Source organism: Planococcus sp. TJ-301 (assembly GCF_058268475.1).
Map to the genome: position 1 here is coordinate 1,425,301 of NZ_JBZDOH010000001.1, position 15,380 is coordinate 1,440,680.

13 protein-coding genes and 1 pseudogene are annotated in these 15,380 nt (G+C 42.3%); 2 read left to right on the forward strand and 12 right to left on the reverse strand.

Translation table 11 applies throughout. The features are described 5' to 3' along the window. From AC4EHJ_RS07115 to AC4EHJ_RS07155, 9 genes are all read right to left on the reverse strand, one after another. Positions 1–1,113 (reverse strand): glycosyltransferase family 4 protein, encoded by a 1,113-nt coding sequence (locus tag AC4EHJ_RS07115; RefSeq protein ID WP_490974867.1) that lies wholly within the window; start codon positions 1,111–1,113, stop codon positions 1–3. Next, positions 1,106–2,260 carry a glycosyltransferase family 4 protein gene (locus AC4EHJ_RS07120; protein WP_490974868.1) on the reverse strand — a complete coding sequence of 385 codons (1,155 nt, stop codon included), beginning with the start codon at positions 2,258–2,260 and terminating at the stop codon, positions 1,106–1,108. The genes AC4EHJ_RS07115 and AC4EHJ_RS07120 overlap by 8 nt, the downstream gene beginning before the upstream one ends. After that, positions 2,245–3,372, reverse strand: coding sequence for a glycosyltransferase family 1 protein (locus tag AC4EHJ_RS07125; RefSeq protein ID WP_490974869.1), 1,128 nt, complete (start codon positions 3,370–3,372; stop codon positions 2,245–2,247). Before AC4EHJ_RS07125 ends, AC4EHJ_RS07120 begins: the two co-directional genes overlap by 16 nt. Further along, positions 3,369–4,346: an SDR family oxidoreductase gene (locus AC4EHJ_RS07130; protein WP_490974870.1), complete on the reverse strand. Its 978-nt coding sequence runs from the start codon at positions 4,344–4,346 to the stop codon at positions 3,369–3,371. Before AC4EHJ_RS07130 ends, AC4EHJ_RS07125 begins: the two co-directional genes overlap by 4 nt. Positions 4,347–4,450: 104 nt before the next feature. Further along, positions 4,451–5,032 carry a sugar transferase gene (locus AC4EHJ_RS07135; protein WP_490974871.1) on the reverse strand — a complete coding sequence of 194 codons (582 nt, stop codon included), beginning with the start codon at positions 5,030–5,032 and terminating at the stop codon, positions 4,451–4,453. 56 nt (positions 5,033–5,088) lie between these two features. Beyond that, positions 5,089–6,921: a polysaccharide biosynthesis protein gene (locus AC4EHJ_RS07140; RefSeq protein WP_490974872.1), complete on the reverse strand. Its 1,833-nt coding sequence runs from the start codon at positions 6,919–6,921 to the stop codon at positions 5,089–5,091. A 124-nt stretch (positions 6,922–7,045) separates the two neighbouring features. Next, positions 7,046–7,813 (reverse strand): tyrosine-protein phosphatase, encoded by a 768-nt coding sequence (locus AC4EHJ_RS07145; RefSeq protein ID WP_490974873.1) that lies wholly within the window; start codon positions 7,811–7,813, stop codon positions 7,046–7,048. A gap of 49 nt (positions 7,814–7,862) precedes the next feature. Beyond that, on the reverse strand, positions 7,863–8,588 hold the full coding sequence (locus AC4EHJ_RS07150; protein ID WP_490974874.1) for a CpsD/CapB family tyrosine-protein kinase: 726 nt from the start codon (positions 8,586–8,588) through the stop codon (positions 7,863–7,865). Positions 8,589–8,592: 4 nt separating this feature from the next. Next, positions 8,593–9,318, reverse strand: coding sequence for a YveK family protein (locus AC4EHJ_RS07155; protein ID WP_490974875.1), 726 nt, complete (start codon positions 9,316–9,318; stop codon positions 8,593–8,595). A gap of 373 nt (positions 9,319–9,691) precedes the next feature. Between AC4EHJ_RS07155 and AC4EHJ_RS07160 the strand changes: the two genes are divergently transcribed. After that, on the forward strand, positions 9,692–10,495 hold the full coding sequence (locus tag AC4EHJ_RS07160) for a hypothetical protein (RefSeq protein WP_490974876.1): 804 nt from the start codon (positions 9,692–9,694) through the stop codon (positions 10,493–10,495). A gap of 46 nt (positions 10,496–10,541) precedes the next feature. Here the strand turns inward: AC4EHJ_RS07160 and AC4EHJ_RS07165 are convergent, their stop codons facing one another. Next, complete coding sequence (locus AC4EHJ_RS07165; RefSeq protein ID WP_490975633.1) at positions 10,542–11,327, reverse strand: S1C family serine protease; 786 nt, start codon at positions 11,325–11,327, stop codon at positions 10,542–10,544. A gap of 54 nt (positions 11,328–11,381) precedes the next feature. After that, positions 11,382–11,447 (reverse strand): annotated as a pseudogene (locus tag AC4EHJ_RS07170) (zinc-ribbon domain-containing protein); the annotation flags it as partial. 350 nt (positions 11,448–11,797) lie between these two features. Between AC4EHJ_RS07170 and AC4EHJ_RS07175 the strand changes: the two are divergent. After that, positions 11,798–12,739 carry a nuclease-related domain-containing protein gene (locus AC4EHJ_RS07175; RefSeq protein ID WP_490974877.1) on the forward strand — a complete coding sequence of 314 codons (942 nt, stop codon included), beginning with the start codon at positions 11,798–11,800 and terminating at the stop codon, positions 12,737–12,739. 339 nt (positions 12,740–13,078) lie between these two features. Here AC4EHJ_RS07175 and AC4EHJ_RS07180 read toward each other — a convergent pair whose 3' ends face one another. Continuing rightward, a complete protein-coding gene (locus tag AC4EHJ_RS07180; RefSeq protein WP_490974878.1) occupies positions 13,079–15,037 on the reverse strand; it encodes a bifunctional 2',3'-cyclic-nucleotide 2'-phosphodiesterase/3'-nucleotidase in 1,959 nt (652 codons plus the stop codon). Between the last annotated feature and the right edge of the window lie 343 nt (positions 15,038–15,380).

Consider the following 15,380-nt stretch of genomic DNA (forward strand, 5'->3'; position numbering starts at 1 on the left):
TTAACTGTCTGAAGTGGACATTTCAAGTAGTTCTAATCTATATTTTTTAAAAACAGTATCCCATTCATATAGTTTTGTTACATCTATATAACCGTTATATGCGATGAATTCTCTTAACTTTTGATTATTCACCAATTGCTCAATTGAATATACTAATTCTTCAACATCTCCAGCTTTTATCAACAATCCATTATATTCATTTTTTATAACACCAGATATTGCCCCAACATCTGTAACTACAACAGGCAATCTCATAGACATCGCTTCTAATAGAGTTCTTGGCATTCCCTCACTTATAGAAGGCTGTATATAAATATCGGCTTCTCTAAGAAAAGGAATAAATTGTTCTTGAGGAAGGCTATCAATTAACTTTATATAATCATGACCGTAAGTCATTGTTTTATATTTTTGATGTAAGGGTCCTCCACCAATTAAAATTAGTTCCACATTATGATACCTTTCATGAAGTCTAATAGTTGCTTCAATCGCATCTTCAAAAGCTTTTTCCCATACAAATCTTCCTACGCTTACTATTTTTATAGATTTATTTATTTCAAAGTTTTCTTTAGGTGGGAAAAAAAGATTCATATTAACTCTGTTAGGAATAGTAACAAGATTTGCTGGAATCTTTCGATTATTAAACATTTCTTCCATTGTTACGCTCAATGATCTAACTTTAGTAGCGTTCCTTAAAGAAAACTTAATCAATACAGATAATATTTTATCTACGAACTTCTTACTATCTAATATTGAAAAATAAACCATACCATGAACTTCTATCATTAATGGTATTTTTTTTATTTTAGATATAAGGGCCGCTGTTACACCGCCGAATAAGGGGCATTGAGAAAGCAATATATCAATTTGATAGTTCTTTAATATTTTCAATATGTATATACTTGTGAAGAAAAAAGATTTAGAACTTCCTAACTTAGGGACTAGATGCAAAAATATATTACCCTCTCTGTAAGTTTTAAATTTGTTATCTTGTGCTCTTGCAAGTATATGATATTCTTCGAATTCTTTACTTAACTCTTTCCAAATTTTTTTCGTAGAATGGTCAATTGATAAAGGTGGGAAAGTATTTGCACTAATATGTAATAAATTAGTCATTTCTAAAAATCCCTTCTATATACATATCACTAACTGACTCAGTGGAATATTTTTTTACCCTTATTAAATTTTCTGATATTAGCTCCTTTTGTAATATACGATTTGAAATAAGATTTACTAATTTTTCTTTAAATAAGTCTCTGTTATTTTTATCTACAATATATTTCTTTTGTTTAAAACCCATAATGTCACTAGTTCCTCCCGCATCAGTAGCAACAATTGGAAGTCCACTTGCCATAGCTTCAATTACTACTCTCGGAAATCCTTCAGTATAGGATGGATTAATAAAAATATCAGCAGCTTTATAGTATTTTTCAATTTCATTATTTGGTTTATTTCCTAAAATTTTAATTCTATGAGACATAGGAGATTTAGAGATTAACTTATCAAGTAAATGTCTTTCAGGCCCATCTCCAATTATTATGAGATAAGTATCTGTATCATTTAGATAATTGTCTTCTAGAATAAATGGAATATAAAAATCTGTTTTTCGGACAGGAGATAGTCTATGAACCATAAGCAACAAATTCTCTGAAGAATTAAATCCTAATTCTCTTCGTAAAGTTTCTTTTTCATTTTCCTTTGGAGGAGAAAATCTATTAATATCTATATCGTTATAAAGCAAAAGCATTTTGTGAGATTTCACATTCAAATTATCTATATAATAATTAATCATTTTCTCTGGTCCAGTAACAAAATGATTAACTAATTTTTTTATAAAAAAGAACTTTGAATAAGTTAAAAGTAACCATTTAATTTTGTGGATATGGTTTTTTTCTTTATCTAATTCATAAGTTGTTCCACTATGCCAATAGTAGGTTTCTACATTTTTTTTAAGCCCTACTAATATTGAAATAATAGCAGCATTAACAGAGATTCTTACAAATATTTTTTTGTATCCTTTATGAGTAAGTTGCGTCAAAATTTTATAAAGTTCTATTGATCTTTTAATTTTACTTTTTTCTTTTTGGCATATTACTTCGATATTAGAATGAAAAATTTCAGGAGTTTCATCACATTTCTCTACTACAATTGCGATTTCAATTCCTTTATCAGCCATTTTTACAAGTAAATTAGTAATATGATGAAAATGTTGCACTGAATTTTTAGAATAATGATTTATAACATATATTAATTTTCTTTCCATGTCTTCACCCTATCTAATTTTAAATAAAAATCTTCAAGCCATTTAGAATTATCTGCTACGTGGTATCCTTTTTTAATCAACTCTAGAGATTCATCTTGTCTTTTATGTTTTTCCATTGCATTTAAAATTTGATTTGCCCAAAAATCTGCAGGTTCTTGTAAATCGATAAAGTGTAAATTTTTTGTTATTTTAGCTTCTTTCGAAACCCCTGTTGATGCGATACACGGTAAGCCTGAAGCTTGAGCTTCTATTAAAGTAAGGGGTAAACCTTCATAAAAAGAAGGGAAAACAAAAATATCCATTATTTGCAAAAAATCACTAACTTTAGATTGCTTACCCAAAAATTTTACAGAATTACCTAAACCTAATTTTTGTACATCTCTTTTTATTTCTTCCTCTAATGATCCAGTTCCTATTAACAAGAGAAGAGCAGTTTTATTCTTTCGATGTATTTCATTAAAAATATTCAATAAGAATTTGTGATTTTTTGGATACTCGAATCTACCTATATGTCCAATTATAAATATATCTTCTATATTTAATTTTTTTCTAATACTTTTTCTGATAAAAGAATCGTATTTGTACTCATTAACATTTATAGCATTGTTTAAAATTAAAACCTCATCTAATTTCTTTTTTCCAAATAACCATTCGGCAGCTGCATTGTTACAACTAAATAAATAATCAGCAATACTTCTTAATGGATACTGAAGCAAGCTTTTCACAAATCCTTTGTAACCCTTTCCTGATGAAGTGCTATGACTATGAATAATTGTCGTTAATCCATGCATTTTTGCTAATAATAGAAAGATAGAAGCAGTACTTCTAATGTGAGAATGAATAATATCATATTCTCGATGCTCTTTAAAAAAATTATTCCAAGCTATTATATAAGAATAAGCGCTTTTAAACGTGAAGGGAGGTACTTGATAAATATCTCCTCCTAAAGATTTTATTTCTTCGTTAAAATCACCTTTTTTAGAAGTATGAACGACAAAATCAAACTGAACCTTTGTTCGATCGATTTCTCTATAAATATTCATAATCATAGTTTCCGCTCCACCTCTATCCATAACACCAAAAACATGTAACACTCTTTTTAATTTACTCACTTCAAATTATTCACATACCATTTAACAGCATGCTTAATTCCTTCTTCAAAATTATAATCTGGATTATAATTTAATAAATTTTTAGCTTTCGAAATGTCTGCATTAGAATGTTTTATATCTCCTTCTCTTTCGGAACCAAATGTAGGTGGAATATGGATATCTAAGAGTTCAGAAATAACTTGATAAAGATTCAATAAATTTACTTGATCTCCATATGCAATATTAAAAGATTTACCAACTGCCTCTTTTGGAGCTAGACATGCTTTGAGATTCGCTTCAATTACATTTTCAATATAAGTAAAGTCTCTTGATTGTAAACCGTCGCCATTTATAGTTGGTGATTCTTTATCTAAAAGAGTTTTAACAAATTTAGGTATTACAGCTGCATAGCTGCCATAAGGATCTTGTCTCTTTCCAAATACATTAAAATATCTTAAGCCAATTGTTTCTAAATCATAAACATCAGTATATAACTTTGCATAAACTTCATTAATTTTTTTAGTTAAAGCATAAGGTGAAAGAATATTACCTTCCTCCCCTTCTAATTTCGGGAGTTTTTGAGAATCTCCATATACTGAAGATGAAGAAGCATATATGAATCTCTTTATTCCTGACAATCGGGCTGCTTCTAACATATTTGCAGTACCTTTTATATTATTATCTTCATAAATTAAGGGTTCTTTCATAGACCTTGGTACCGATCCTAAAGCTGCTTGATGAATTACGTAGTCCATTCCAGTACAAACAATTTTACATTTTTCGAAATCACGAATATCACCTTCAAACAATTCAAAGTTATCATTTTGGGAGAACCCGTCTATGTTTTTTTTATGTCCTGTTGAAAAGTTATCTAATCCTCTTACTTTATGTCCCATGTCTAATAATGTTTCTACTAAATTTGAACCAATAAAACCTGCAGCACCTGTTACCACAAAATTAGTTCCTTCTGGAAATTGTATATTTGATAATCCCAAAATAATCACTCCATAATTTTATATTTTACTTAAAGTGCCTTTAATCATAGTTGTTCTTTTTAATATGAAATCACAAAAAAAATTGCATCTCTTTTGTATTCTATTTATTTGCCTTCCTTAACCCCTTCACTCCGCAAAACACTAAAAACAGTCCCAAAGAATATCTTAGTATCCAACACAGGACTCTTCTTCTCAACATACTCCCCATCAATCTTAGCCTTAACCTCAATCGGCAACTCATCCCGCCCACTAATCTGTGCTAAGCCAGTCAATCCAGGAAGAACATCATTCGCCTTATATTTATCACGCTCTGCAATCAGGTCATCCTGATTCCACAACGCTGGCCGCGGTCCAATAAGGCTCATTTCACCTTTAAGGATATTGAATAGCTGAGGCAGTTCATCAAGACTAGTTTTACGCAGGAATTTGCCGGTTGGGGTTATGTATGAATCCGCTTTGTCGAGTAAGTGAGTCGGCATGTCATTCGGTGCGTCTGTTTTCATCGTTCGGAATTTGAGGATGTTGAATTCTTTCTTGCCTTTGCCGATGCGCCGCTGCTTGAAGAATACGGGTCCTGGCGATTCCATCTTAATTAATAAAGAAACAATTAATAATACAATCCCTAAGATAATTAGCGTTGTCAGCGATATTGAAAAGTCGATGATGCGTTTGAATACTGAGAACATTGTGTGTTCCCCTCTCTGAATTTCTGTTTCTTCTATAAATAAGAGCTCAAGCCTTTTTACGAACTGCTAGCCAATAACTTCGAACTCTCAACATTCCTCCGATTAGCCAAGCCAACCAAGGTCTGTTTGATTTCCACTGCGTTCATCTCAGGCAATTTCTCCAACACATAAAACAACTCCAACTCACTAACCGGATTCGCTTTACCGATATAAATCTTCGGGAACACTTGCTTGCTCTGGATCTCGTCTTCATTCAAAAGCTCTTCAAATAGTTTCTCGCCCGGGCGGATGCCCGAGTAATTGATTTCGATTTCGTCTTCACTATAGCCTGACAAGCGCACCAAGTTTTTTGCCAAGTCGACGATTTTCACCGGTTCGCCCATATCGAGTACGAACACCTCGCCGCCTCTTGCCAGCGAACCGGCTTGGATGACCAAACGGGACGCTTCCGGGATGGTCATGAAGTAACGCGTCATTTCCGGGTCGGTGACGGTAATTGGCCCACCTTCTGCAATTTGTTTCTTGAACAGCGGAATGACCGAGCCGCGCGATCCCAATACGTTGCCAAAGCGTACAGCGACGAATTTCGTGTCGCTGCGCTTCGCCAAGTTCTGGACGATCATTTCAGCAAAGCGCTTGGAAGCACCCATGACATTCGGCGGGTTGACGGCTTTGTCGGTCGAGATCATAACAAATGAGTCGACGCCCGCGATATGCGCCGCGTTGGCGATATTTTTCGTGCCGTAGATGTTATTTTTCACAGCTTCTGTCGGGTTGTCTTCCATGAGCGGCACGTGTTTATGGGCTGCTGCGTGGTAGACAACATCCGGCCGGTGCAGTGTCATGATATCCGTCAGGCGGTCATAGTCCTGAACGTCGGCGATGATGGGAATAAGTTCGGTATCTTTCGCAATCGTTTGCCGTAACTCCATATCAATTGTGTAGATCGAGTTTTCACCATGTCCGAGCAGCAAAAGCTTTTTCGGGCCGAAGCGCGCAATCTGGCGCGAGATTTCCGAACCGATTGAACCGCCGGCGCCTGTCACGAGCACCGTCTTGCCTGTCAGCTGGCCTTTGATCGTTTCCATGTCGAGCTGCACTTCGTCACGGCCGAGCAGGTCTTCGATTTTCACGTCCTGGATATCGCTGACGGCGACTTTTCCTGTCATGATGTCTTCGATGAGCGGGATGGTCTGCGTGCGGACACCAAGGTCCATGCACGTCGAGATCAATTTTGCGGTATCCTTTTTGCCAAGCGACGGAATCGCGACGATGACGTGTTCGATCGCCTGGTCTTTTACGATTCGGGCGACTTCTGACAAACTTCCCATGACGCGGACGCCGTAAATGTCGCCGCCTTGTTTTCTCGTGTCATCATCAGCGAATGCCACCGGCAGCAAGCCTTTATCGGCATTATTATGGAGCTGGCGAGCGACCATCGTGCCCGCTTGTCCAGCTCCAATGATGAGCGTGCGTTTTTGGTTTTGTGTGTTTTTGCCGGTGACGACGTCGCGCACCAAGCGCCAAGACAGACGTGAGCCGCCGATCAATAAGAGATGCAGCATCCATGTGATGGCAAGTGCGCGGAACAAGACGTCCTGCAGCACTAAGAATTGTACAATGCCAAGCACCATGACGGACAGCGTCACAGCTTTGAAGATGGAAGTCAATTCACCGATTGAGGCGTATTCCCACACTTTCCGGTACAAACCGTAATAGAGCGAGAACGCGTGGTGCGCGATGAAGATGGTTGCGGCGCTCACCAGCAGGAACTTGTTTTCAAACGGATTGATCCACGGATGGAGGATGAAGTAGCCGATGAAGATGGAGAAGAATACGATTAGCGAATCGACCAAGAATAATAAGGAAATGCGGTTTTTAAGTGCCAAATAGGTCAATCCTCCCAAAAATCATACAATATGCTTAACGCGATTTATCTGCACATTAATCTTAACACCTATTATTTGGGAATGAAAGTAGTTTTTTATCATATATATACTTTTTTTACTTTATTTATCCCAAAAAGTCCCACCATTTTGTCATTTTAATGGCTTGCGGCTCTAAGATGATGAGCTGCTCATTGTTGATGATCTTTTCGTTGTTTTCCAGTAAAATTTCGGCACAGTCGCCAAGATTTTTCTTTTCCAGAAAGTCGAGGCCTGCGCGGAAATGGAACGGCCTTCTCGTCAAGTGGTGGACATCCGAACCGTAAACGTGGATTAAGTTGGCGTTGATCAGCGTTAATGCTGTTTTTTGGATGGCTTTGCCGAATGTGCCGGCAACAGATCCAGCGGTCACTTGTGCAACTGCGCCGTGCAGCAGGAGCTTGCCTAGCCGCTCCGGCTTTTCGATGATGCCTTGGTTGCGTTCAGCGTGGGCAATGACCGGAATAAAGTTACGGCTGATCAGTTCTTGAATAAGCGGCACAGTATAGGCCGGCACGCCATTAGACGGCAATTCGAGCAAAACATAGCGCGATTCCGCAAGCGGCAACGCTTCACCGCTTGCTAAACGTTCCGGCAGCTTGTCAGATAGCCGGCATTCCTGGCCGCTGTAAATCTCAAGCGGCAGATTATGCTGCAGAACGAGCTCTTTCGTCGCTTCAAGCTGTCTTTTCATTTTCGGCACGTCGGTCGGAAAATTCGGGTGGTGGCCGTGCGGTGTCGCGATGATGCCCGTGATGCCTTCTTCAACCGCTTGCAACAGCAAGCCGAGTGTTTCTTCCATCGTTTCCGCGCCGTCATCGAGGCCCGCTAATATATGTGAATGCGTATCTATCATCGTTATCCCTCCTTAACTGTCAAAGAAAAAAGTAAAAAGGAAAGCCTTTTTACTTTTCGGAGCCATAGTATTGGTTATAATAACTGTCTTTTGCTGGTACGAAGTTGTTGAGTACCGCGCCGATGATGCGGCTGTTTGATGAAGCGATCGCTTCTTTCGCTTTCAGCGCCTGTTCTTTTTCTGTCTTGCCGGAATTGACGACGAGAATGGTGCCTTCGCATTTATTGGCAAGTATTTGTGCGTCCGCTACCGAAAGTACAGGCGGTGCGTCGAAGATGATCAGGTCATACAGGTTTTTCAAGTGTTCAACGAGGCTCGTCATCGAGCGCGACGCCAAAAGTTCAGCGGGATTCGGCGGAATCGGGCCGCATGTCAAGAGGTCCAAGCGTTCGACATCCGTCGGGCGTACAGCGTCTTCGATAGACGTTTGGCGCGTTAAGACGTTCGACAAGCCAATGATATTGTCCATATGGAATGTGTGGTGCGTCGTCGGTTTCCGCATATCGCCGTCGATGAGCAAGACTTTCTTGCCTTCTTGTGCAAAGACGACCGCCAAGTTCGCTGCCGCTGTCGACTTGCCTTCTTCAGGCGCTGCTGACGTCACGACGATTGAACGGATATCGCTGTCGGGCGACGAGAAATTGATGTTCGTGCGCAGCGTGCGGAATTGCTCCACGACGAACGAGCGCGGGTTGGTATGCGCGACGAGTTTCCGCGCGCTTTGCTGCAGTTTTCTGCGTTTTTCTTGTTTTTTCTTCTTTAACTTTGAGAACATCGGATCAGCCCGCCTTTCTTCGTGACTTATTCTTAGTACTTAGCGGTTTTGCGTCTTCGTTGATCGGTGAAATAACGCCAAGCAGCGGCATGTCGAGCACGTCTTCGATGTCTTGTTCATTTTTCATGCTGGTGTCGAGGTATTCAAGCAGGAACGCGATACCGACGCCAAGCATCAAACCGACGACTGCGGCAATTGCCATATTCAGCATCGGGTTCGGTGCGACCGGCGCTTGCTTTTCTTTCACTACGGCGTATGACAAGATCGACACGTTGTCGACTTTCATCAATTCCTGAATTTCTTCCTGGAAGACGGCCGCTGTCGTGTTCGCGATGTCAACGGCGATTGCCGGGTCCGGGTCTTGCACGGAAATGTTCACAACTTGCGAGTTTTCCGCATTGGAGACGGTGATTTTATTCGTCAGCTGGTCGGTGCTAAGGTCTAATGCCAGCTGGTCGCTGACTTGGTCCAAGATTGCCGGGCTTTTGATGATGACGCTGTATGTATTGATCAGCTGCAGGTCTGTTTGAATGTTTTGGTTTAATAATGCCGCTGCTTCTGATTTTTCCTGGTTGACGAGAATTTGCGTGTTTGTCTGGTAGATCGGTGTCAGGAAATTATAACTGACGACCCCTGCGATGATGACGGCGAGTGCAGTTAAGATGATGATCAATCCCAGCCTCTTTTTTAACGTGGCGAAAAGTTCTTGTAACGAAATGGTTTCTTCCATCGATAGTCCGGCTCCTTTATCAGTAAATTGCTTTTAATAGTATAGCATGAAGTTATTAGACAAGAGAGGGTTTTATTGGAAAAATTTTTTAGGTATAATTTCTTATAGTTTATTTTTTCGACTGTAAAATGCTGGTAGATAGAATCAGAATGTGAAGGGGCATGGGCTATTGGTTGGAATTTCAAGTTTATTTACAAAATCTTGCTTAAATCACTTCTTTTTACTCCTTTTTATGCTATTCTTTTTAAATAAGCCGCCATATTCGAACAATTATTGTTTTAAATTTGGCAAATTATACATAAAAGTAGCGTGCTTACATTATTTAGAAATACATTATTGTAAATACAAGGGTTTAATTCAGGAGGAATGAAGCATGGAGAAGTTTAAGAAGTATTGGAAACAGATCGCAATTGGTTTGTCAGTCGTTTTTCTGGCAATCGCAGGTTACTTGGTCTACACATTTGAATTTAAAGACTACGACACGGCTGATGAAGAAGTCGACGAAATCACGAAAGACGAAATCGAAGTCGACTTGCCAGACGACACGACTATTGTTGTCGATGAAGACGGCGAAGTAACAACTAAAGAAACAGAAAAAGAAGAAGATGAACAAAAAGACGAAGAAACTACGGAAGACACGTCAACGGATACTGGATCAACCGGTTCTACTAACGGTGAATCTACTCCTACCGTAACAGCTGCGAATAATTCGACAAGTTCTTCAGCTACACCAGCGAAAGCTTCTGCTCCTGCTTCTAATGGTTCGTCGAACAACGGATCATCGAATAACAATAGTTCTTATAATAACAACAACGCTTCTAACGGTTCTGGCCGTGTGACGGTGTCCCAAATCAAAAATAGATACGAAACAGCGTTGATCGGACTTGAAAACACAGCGAACGACCGCCTTAACTCTTTGGTGTCACGCGCGAAAACAGAATACCAAAACGATGATTCAGTAAGCTATGCACGCTATTACAATAAGTACACTTCCGCTGCAGAAGTACTTGAAAACCGCGCAGACTCAGCGTTTTACGCGATTGTTGCTGTGATGGAGAGAGACTTGGAAGCGAATGGACTTGCGGCTTCACACACGAAGTCAGTAATCAACGAATACGAGAACAAGAAGAAACAACGTAAAAACGCTTTGGTGAAAAAAGCAGCAGGCTTGAAATAATAATGGAAAAGGCCGGACAGCGATTGCTGTCCGGCCTTTTTTTGTTTTATTGGGATTTAGCAGCTTGCGGTAAGGGGGTTTCAAACTCCCCGCCCCCATCGTAGGCATCGAATACTTCCTGCACTTCCTCTTCACTCATCGGGTTCGCCACCCATTCAGCAAACTGGTTGTCGACGGTGTGCATCGGGATCGAGAAGCCGATGCCGTCACTTTCTACAAGCAACAGCGAATTGATGCCGATGACTTTGCCGGTCGCAGCATCGATGAGCGGCCCGCCGCTGGAGCCGAGCGCCATTTGGACATCGATTTGGTACAGGTCTTCGTACATAAAGTCCTGGTCGAAATCGCGGTCGAGGCCGGTCAAAAAGCCGGTCGATGCGGTATTCTCGAAACCGGACGGGCTGCCGAGCGCAATGACTTCCGCTCCCACTTCAGCAGGTTGGACTTCTATGGCAAGCGGCTGGGTGCCGTCGAATGCGTCGACTTGGATGAGCGCGATGTCGGACGTTTCGGATACACCAATGACTCTTCCGACTTCCTCGTTTCCGCTGTGGTCGCGCACAAGCACTTTGTAAAAGCCGACAACGAGATGTGCGCTGGTGACGACTGCGCCGCTATCGGTGTAGAGAAAGCCTGAGCCATATGCGGAATCCGTTTTAATGGTGTAGACTTTTTCCTGCGCCGCTTTGATGAGATCGGTTTTTTCGAAGGAGCCTTCCCCCGTTCTTACTTCTTCCACGAGCGCGTCGAGGCTCGCTTGCTGCTGCTTGAGGAATTGCCAAATGCCTATTGCGGCCGCAATGAGCAGGAGCGTACCGAGCAGAGCAGCCATGACACGCGGCCTCCATAATCTCTTCTTTTTCCGGGCGAAGCTTCGGTGCAGCGGATCGCCGCAGCGCCGGCAATAATTGGCTCCGTCCCTATTCATGTATCCGCAGCTGGCACAAAACATAGCGGCTCCTCCCTACTCAGGTTCTAGCGGTGGATTCTGTGAGACTAATGTATGTAATTTATCTGAATATTATAAATTATATTACCATGTATGCGGGTAGATTGATATACTTTAAGAGGCAGGATGTTGTTTTTGTGTGTGCTGATTGGGACTAGTTTTACCATTTTTGTTGTGAGTTCCTCCTTTTAGGGCGTGAGTTACTACTTATTCATGCTGGGTTTCACCTTTCCTCCTTTGAGTTCATACATAGTTGAGGTGAGAAGGAGTTATTTGGATTAAGATGCATTTCCCAAGGGTCAAGCATCTCTGCTGGTGTTAGCATAAGACAAAATATGTTGGAGGGTGATGAAATGTTTTTGAAAGAACGGGTGGCGCCGGAGTTGTTGGAGAGTTTACCACGGCTGTTGCACCGTTTGCCGAAAGGACATGCTGCTTCTGAGTTGGTAATGCTCGACCGATATAAGATTAAAGCTGGTTTCGGCGGTGAACAGCATGTAGACAGCATTTTGAGGCAGGCTTGTTGGCGAGAGCCTATACTTGTCATTGGTGATTTGCAATTGGCGAATCGCTTTTGCCAGATAGATACTGTGGTAGTGACGCCACATTTCGTGTTGATTTTGGAAGTGAAGAATTATTCAGGAACGCTGTCGTTCGATGAGAAGAGTCTTCATATGAAGCAGGAAACTCGTGATGGAAAGCTGTTGGGTTATAATTCACCTATTACCCAAGTATGGAATGCCCAAGAAGAGTTAAGGGTTTTATTTGAACAATTCGCTGTTCCTTTACCTGTTCATGCCTGTGTTGTTCTCCCATATCCGACGACATTGATTGAGCAGGTGCCAGCTGAGATGCCGGTAGTTTATGGATATTCACTGAAACGGTTTATCTCCACCCTCCCTCAAACCGGTTCACCAATGCCCCCAGAAGAAATGGCCCGTGTTGGTCAGCTCCTAATTGATAGCCACAGACCTTTCTCCAAGAAGAATTATCAAGAATGGTATCGTTTTTCTGTTGCAGATTTTAAAAGTGGCGTTTTATGCGGTGTTTGCGGAACGCTTTGCGCGAAGCAAAGCCAAAGGGCGTTCTTCTGCGATCGCTGCAAATTGCCGAGCAAAGACGGCTATGCGCGTGCGCTAGCTGACTGGTTCGACTTTGTTGCACCCGAAATTTCCAACGCACAATGCCGCGAATTTTTGGGATTGAAGGATAAATATGCCGTGCGTTATTTAATGGATAAGATGGGGCTAGTGCGGCGCGGCAATGCTCGTGGGGTTCGATATTATCGAGAATGATGGAGTTTGTTGGCATTTGCTGTGGTGAATGCCTTTTTTGTGTGACTGGATTGATGCTTTGGGTGTGAGTTACACCTTTCTTATGTTGAGTTGCACCTTTTTATGTGCGAGTTCATACATACTGGTGTCGAGTTTCACCTTTATGGCTTTGAGTTCCTACATTCTCCTTATGAGCCCATGAAAAATGGGCTTGAATGCCTTCTCTTTTTCGCTTTTCGCTGGAAGCGAAAAGCTGGCAATTAGGGCTTTATGGGGTTGGGTGTAAGAGTTCCCTCTTATATCTCCACAACAAAGGGCATCTGCGTTATGCAGATGCCCTTTGTTGTGGAGAAAAGTTGATTATTTTAAATCGATGCCGTATTTGGCAAAGCCGTCTGTGCCTGCGCCGATGTAAGTGATGCCGCTGTTAGCGGGAATCAGGTTTTGGGCGTTTGGCGATGATTCGAATGTGGTGTTCGGGCCGGATGCGATTGGCGCGAATGTCCAGTTTTCGTCAGCGGACGGGTTGATGGTTTTTTGTTCCAGCAAATAGTCGATGATCGCTTGGCGGTTCTCGTAAGCGTAGTCGATTTTTTCAGCTGCATTGCGTACGCCTGGGAAGTTGCCGCTTGCGCGGTAGTTGTTTGTTGCGACCAGGAATTCTTGTGACGGGTCAATCGGTGCTCCGTTGAAGCTCAAGTTCTTGATGCGGTTGGCATCCGCGTTGACTGTGTTGCCGTTGCCGTCGTATTTCGCTGGCTGCGTGACGTCGATTTCGTATTCGACGCCGTCGATGACGTCAAAGTTGTATGTGCGGAAATCGGTGTTGATCAATGGCTGTTCGCCTGTTGCTGCCGGGTTGATTTGCTTGAATTGGCCTGCAGACATTTCGAGCCATTCTTTGACGTCGGCTCCTGTCATTTTCAACGCGAAGACGGTGTTGTCAAAGACGTAAAGGTCCGCGACGTTTTTGATGGCGACGGTGCCGGTTTTAATGTCGGTGTAATAGCTGCTGTCGCCGCGTGTTCCTGCTTTGAACGGTGCTGCTGCTGACAAGATCGGCAAGTCGGCGTTAGCGGTGCCCGCTACTTTTTGCTCGACATACCAAGTTTGTGCGTTATTGACGATTTGTACAGATGGATCGTCTTTCACCAATGAGAAGTAGCTGTTGATCGGCGCTGTTGTTTCAGCTACTGGCTGGCGGACGTATTCGATTGTTGCTTCATGAGCTTCTTTCACTGCTTCCACGACTTCTTCAGAGACTTCATTGGTCGTTTTGTCGATTGCGCGAAGCGCGGCTTTTTCTTCAACGACTTTCCAATCCTGGCCATGCGGCGCTAACTGCAAGTCGATTACTCCTAGATGGCTGCCGAATTTGCCTGGCATGACGACTGGTGTGCCGTTGATCGTGCCTTGTTCCTGGTCAACGTTCGGCAAATCGCTATAGGCACCTGGGAATTGTGCATGGTTATGTCCCGTGATGATGGCATCGATGCCGTCAAGTTCTGATAACTGATACGTGATGTCTTCTTCACCGACTTCATGTGTGGCGTCTCCCATGCCTGAGTGGGACAAGACGACAACAATGTCAGCGCCTTCTTTTTCCATGACCGGAAGGAATTTCTCGACGGTTTCGACCGCATCTTCTGCGTAGACTTTGCCTTCAAGATGCGCGCGGTCCCATTTCATGATGTGCGGAGCCACGACGCCGATGACGCCGACTTGGACAGTTGTTTTCTTGCCGCGTCCGTCAACGACTTCTTTGTCGATGATTTCGTACGGGGTGAAGCGGTTTTTATTCGTCTCAGCGTCATAGACGTTGGCGTTCAGCACTGGGAATTCTGCATCGTCCATGACTTCGTCAAGGTAATCGAGGCCATAGTTGAATTCGTGGTTGCCGAGTGTCGTGCCGTCAAAATCGAGCGCTTCAAGCGCAGCGTAGGCAGGATGCTTTTCGCCGTCTTCGAGCTTATCGACATTTGCGGTGTAGCTGCCTAGCGGAGTGCCTTGGATCAAGTCGCCGTTATCGAATAGGAGCGTGTTTGCGTTTTCTGCGCGCGCCTGCTCAATAAGGACGCCGGTCTTGGCGAGGCCGAGTGAATTGGATTCTTTATCTTGGTAATAATCGTAATTGACGAAATTGGTATGTAGATCTGACGTGCCCAAAATGCGAAGCGAAACTTCTTTCTTTTGCGCGGGACGTTCGGTGCTTGCCTGCGCCGACTTGTTTTCTTTTGCAGCAGGTGCAGCCGCTGATACTCCGCTTGCCGCCAGCATGAATGCTGCTAGCGCTAGTGCCGCTTTGTTGTGAATCGACATTTTTCCATCTCCTCTTATTGTCAGATAGTTGAACAATTTCATTATACTTCGAGGAGTGAAGTAATTATAGATGCTAGCATTACAAATATATTACATTATTGTATAGATTGTTTAGGTAGAGTGTTTTGTGAAATTGCCTTGATTGTGGCGAGTGAGTTCCTGCTTTTTGAGCGTGAGTTCCTATTTATCTTCTTTGAGTTTTACCTTTCATCGCTTGAGTTCCTACTTACTCTATATTGTGCTAATGCAAAAAATCAAACATGGATAGAGGCATTCGCGAGGCGAATGACTCTTTTTTGTCGCTTTTCGCTGGATGCGAAAAGCTGCCAATTGGGGCTTGATG

Excerpts from the sequence above, each read along its gene's own strand:
- AC4EHJ_RS07115 (WP_490974867.1), bottom strand. The coding sequence starts at position 1,113 with ATGACTAATTTATTACATATTAGTGCAAATACTTTCCCACCTTTATCA.
- AC4EHJ_RS07120 (WP_490974868.1), bottom strand. The coding sequence starts at position 2,260 with ATGGAAAGAAAATTAATATATGTTATAAATCATTATTCTAAAAATTCA.
- AC4EHJ_RS07135 (WP_490974871.1), bottom strand. The coding sequence starts at position 5,032 with ATGTTCTCAGTATTCAAACGCATCATCGACTTTTCAATATCGCTGACA.
- AC4EHJ_RS07145 (WP_490974873.1), bottom strand. The coding sequence starts at position 7,813 with ATGATAGATACGCATTCACATATATTAGCGGGCCTCGATGACGGCGCG.
- AC4EHJ_RS07150 (WP_490974874.1), bottom strand. The coding sequence starts at position 8,588 with ATGTTCTCAAAGTTAAAGAAGAAAAAACAAGAAAAACGCAGAAAACTG.
- AC4EHJ_RS07155 (WP_490974875.1), bottom strand. The coding sequence starts at position 9,318 with ATGGAAGAAACCATTTCGTTACAAGAACTTTTCGCCACGTTAAAAAAG.
- AC4EHJ_RS07160 (WP_490974876.1), top strand. The coding sequence starts at position 9,692 with ATGGAGAAGTTTAAGAAGTATTGGAAACAGATCGCAATTGGTTTGTCA.
- AC4EHJ_RS07165 (WP_490975633.1), bottom strand. The coding sequence starts at position 11,327 with ATGGCTGCTCTGCTCGGTACGCTCCTGCTCATTGCGGCCGCAATAGGC.
- AC4EHJ_RS07175 (WP_490974877.1), top strand. The coding sequence starts at position 11,798 with ATGTTTTTGAAAGAACGGGTGGCGCCGGAGTTGTTGGAGAGTTTACCA.
- AC4EHJ_RS07180 (WP_490974878.1), bottom strand. The coding sequence starts at position 15,037 with ATGTCGATTCACAACAAAGCGGCACTAGCGCTAGCAGCATTCATGCTG.